We start from the raw sequence: 3,310 nt of genomic DNA, 5'->3' as shown, positions 1-3,310 counted from the left end.
GGTCCGTTCAGCCACGTCATCATCGCCACGCCCGCCCCGCAAGCAACCGCCCTGCTCGCCGCCGCACCGAAGCTGGCAAGTGCCGCTGCCGGCGTGAAGATGGACCCGACCTGGGCCATCGCCCTGGCCTTCGACAAGCCGCTGGAAACCCCGATGGAAGGCTGCTTCGTGCAAGACAGCCCGCTCGATTGGCTCGCGCGCAACCGCAGCAAACCGGGGCGCGACGCCTCCCTCGACACCTGGGTGCTGCACGCGACCAGCGCCTGGAGCAAGGAGCACCTGGACCTGTCCAAGGAAGCGGTGATCGAGCACCTGCACGGTGCCTTCGCCGAACTGCTGCACAGCGCGATGCCTGCGCCCTCGTTCAGCCTGGCGCACCGCTGGCTTTACGCACGACCGTCCAGCGCCCATGAATTCGGCGTGCTGGCTGACGCCGACCTGGGCCTGTACGTCTGTGGCGACTGGTGCCTGTCCGGCCGCGTCGAAGGTGCCTGGCTCAGTGGCCAGGAAGCCGCGCGGCGCTTGATCGAGCACCTGCAATGAACCGCATCAACCCGACTAAATTGCTGCTGTCGAAGTGGACAGCAGCACACCCGCGCAACAAGGAAAAACACTTCCTGGTCACCGAACTGTTTTGTGATGAAGAAGGCACCGTGCTCGACATCGAGCTGCAAGCCGTCATGACCAAGCGCGGTGAACGCCTGCCCTGGCAAACCCTGCAAAACGCCGAGGACTGGCGAATCGGCTGGAAATAGCCTTCACGCAAATACTTGTACAAAATATTTGACTTGTACAGCATCGGACCTATGATGATGTTTAGCTGTACACGGTTATTTATTTGTACAGGAATCTTGCAGAGGTTTGGCCATGTCCAGCACCACGTCCATCAAGCCGAAGATTGGTATCAGCGCCTGCCTGCTGGGCGAGAACGTGCGTTTTAACGGCGGCCATAAGCAATCGCAACTCTGCAGCGAAGTGCTCGCCGAGTACTTCGACTTTCTGCCGTTGTGCCCGGAAGTGGCGATCGGCCTGGGTATTCCTCGGGAAACCATTCGCCTGGTGGGCGATGCCGCAGCCCCTCAAGCCGTCGGCACCGTGCATCGCGAACTGAATGTCACCGCGCCGCTGGGCGAATACGGCGAAAAGATGGCCGCCGAGCACACCGACCTGAGCGGCTACATCTTTATGCAAAAGTCGCCGTCCTGCGGACTGGAACGGGTCAAGGTCTACCGTGAAAACGGCGCACCGGTGGACGGCGGCGGGCGCGGCATCTACGCCCAGGCCTTTTGCGCACGCCACCCCAACCTGCCCGTGGAAGAAGACGGTCGTCTGAATGACCCGGTGCTGCGGGAAAACTTCCTGACCCGCGTCTTCGTCTACGCCAGTTGGCAACAATTGCTCGGCGAAGGCCTGACGCGCCATCGCCTGCAGGCCTTTCACGCGCGCTACAAGTACCTGCTGATGGCCCACAGCCCGGCGCATTACAAAAGCCTGGGCAACCTGCTCGGCAGCATGGCCAGGGGCGAAGACCTCGACGCGTTGGGCGCCGACTATTTCAGCGAGCTGATGAGCGGACTGAAAAAGTGCGCCACCCGCGGCACCCACACCAATGTGCTGCAACACATCAGCGGTTACCTCAAGCAGGCCATCAGCGCCGACGATAAGCAGGAAATGCAAACCGTGATCGGCCAATACCGCCAAGGCATCGTGCCGCTGGTGGTGCCGCTGACCTTGCTCAAGCACCACTTTCGCCTCCACCCGGACCGCTACATCGCGCAGCAGGCCTACTTGCAGCCGCACCCGGAAAATCTCAGCCTGCGTAATGCGATCTAAACCATGAAAAGCCTCATGACAGCAGCCTTGCAAGACGAACCCGGCGAAGAGCTCGCCCAAGCCCTCGAAGACGGCTGGCTGCCGATTCGTGAAGTGGCGCGCCAGACCGGCGTCAACGCCGTAACCCTGCGCGCCTGGGAACGCCGCTATGGCCTGATCGTGCCGCAGCGCACGCCCAAGGGCCACCGGCTGTTCAGCCAAGACCATGTGCAACGCATCCACACCATCCTCACCTGGCTCAATCGCGGCGTGCCGGTCAGCCAGGTGAAAAACCTGATCGACTCCGCGCAAGTCGCCCCCGACGCCGTCGAAAACGAATGGCACACCCTGCGCCAGACCCTGGTGCAGGCCATCAGCGAACTGGCCGAACGCCGGGTCGACGACGCCTTTAACCAGGCCATGGCGCTCTACCCGCCGCGCACCCTGTGCGAACAACTGCTGCTGCCGCTGCTCAGCGAACTGGAACAACGCTGGCAGGGCCAATTCGGCGCGCAGATGGAACGGGTGTTCTTCCTGTCCTGGTTGCGCAGCAAGTTCGGCGCGCGGATCTATCACAACAATCGCCAACTGCACGGTGCGCCGCTGCTGCTGGTGAATCATTCCGACCTGCCGCTGGAGCCGCACCTGTGGCTCAGCGCGTGGCTAGCCAGCAGCGCCGATTGCCCGGTGGAAGTCTTCGACTGGCCGCTGCCGGCCGGCGAACTGGCGCTGGCGGTGGAGCACCTGCAACCACGGGCGGTGCTGCTGTATTCGAGCCAGGCACTCCATTTGTCGGCACTCGCAAAACTTCTGGGCGGCATCCGCTGCCCAAAGTTGATCGTCGGACCAGCGGCATGTATCCACCAGACCGAGTTGACGGTGTTGGCCGGCGATGTCCCTGAATTGTTCGTCGCCGAAGACCTATTGTCGGCTCACCAGATACTGATCCAGCGTGGACTTCTTTAAATGCACTTGATCTGGCTGCGCACCGACCTGCGCCTGCATGACAACACCGCCCTGGCCGCCGCGAGCCAGCGCGGCCCGGTGGCGGCCGTGTACCTGGTTACCCCGCAGCAATGGCTGGCCCACGACGACGCACCGTGCAAGGTCGACTTCTGGCTGCGCAACCTGCAGCACTTGAGCCAGGCCCTCGGCGCGCTGAATATTCCCTTGCTGATCCGCTCTGCCGCGACCTGGGACCAGGCGCCCGCCGTGCTCGGCCAGCTGTGCCGTGAGCTGTCGGTCGAGTCGGTACACGTCAACGAGGAATACGGCATCCACGAAAGCCGTCGCGATGCGGCGGTGGCCAAGGCCCTGGAAGCCGAAGGCGTGAGTTTCCACAGCTACCTGGACCAACTGCTTTTCCAGCCCGGCAACGTGCTGACCAAGACCGGCACCTATTTCCAGGTATTCAGTCAGTTCCGTAAGGTCTGCTACGCGCGCCTGCACAGCGCCCTGCCGCGCCTGGTGGCGACGCCCAAGGCTCAAGCGGCCCTTG

Annotated in this window: 5 protein-coding genes; all 5 read left to right on the top strand. The window is 62.9% G+C overall.

Annotation, left to right across the window (positions count from 1 at the left end; all coding sequences use genetic code 11):
* Positions 1-543 (top strand): NAD(P)/FAD-dependent oxidoreductase (locus tag L9Z73_RS28015; RefSeq protein ID WP_247407975.1); only part of this gene is annotated, 543 nt, incomplete at its 5' end.
* Complete coding sequence (locus L9Z73_RS28010) at positions 540-755, top strand: TIGR02450 family Trp-rich protein (protein ID WP_247407973.1); 216 nt, start codon at positions 540-542, stop codon at positions 753-755. The genes L9Z73_RS28015 and L9Z73_RS28010, both read left to right, overlap by 4 nt.
* A 112-nt stretch (positions 756-867) precedes the next feature.
* A complete protein-coding gene (locus L9Z73_RS28005; protein ID WP_247407971.1) occupies positions 868-1,833 on the top strand; it encodes a YbgA family protein in 966 nt (321 codons plus the stop codon).
* Between the two features lie 15 nt (positions 1,834-1,848).
* On the top strand, positions 1,849-2,778 hold the full coding sequence (locus L9Z73_RS28000; RefSeq protein ID WP_247407969.1) for a MerR family transcriptional regulator: 930 nt from the start codon (positions 1,849-1,851) through the stop codon (positions 2,776-2,778).
* Positions 2,779-3,310, top strand: a 532-nt coding sequence (locus L9Z73_RS27995; protein WP_247407967.1) for a deoxyribodipyrimidine photo-lyase, incomplete at its 3' end; no start/stop codon positions are given. It abuts the gene before it with no gap.

The organism is Pseudomonas emilianonis, from assembly GCF_023072625.1.
In the GTDB taxonomy this organism is placed as follows: Bacteria; Pseudomonadota; Gammaproteobacteria; order Pseudomonadales; family Pseudomonadaceae; genus Aquipseudomonas; species Aquipseudomonas paraveronii.
Note: the sequence above shows the minus strand (reverse complement) of the source record. Positions and strands in the feature narration are given on the sequence as shown.

Coding starts and splice junctions, on each gene's coding strand:
- L9Z73_RS28010 (WP_247407973.1), top strand. CDS start 540: ATGAACCGCATCAACCCGACTAAATTGCTGCTGTCGAAGTGGACAGCA.
- L9Z73_RS28000 (WP_247407969.1), top strand. CDS start 1,849: ATGACAGCAGCCTTGCAAGACGAACCCGGCGAAGAGCTCGCCCAAGCC.
- L9Z73_RS28005 (WP_247407971.1), top strand. CDS start 868: ATGTCCAGCACCACGTCCATCAAGCCGAAGATTGGTATCAGCGCCTGC.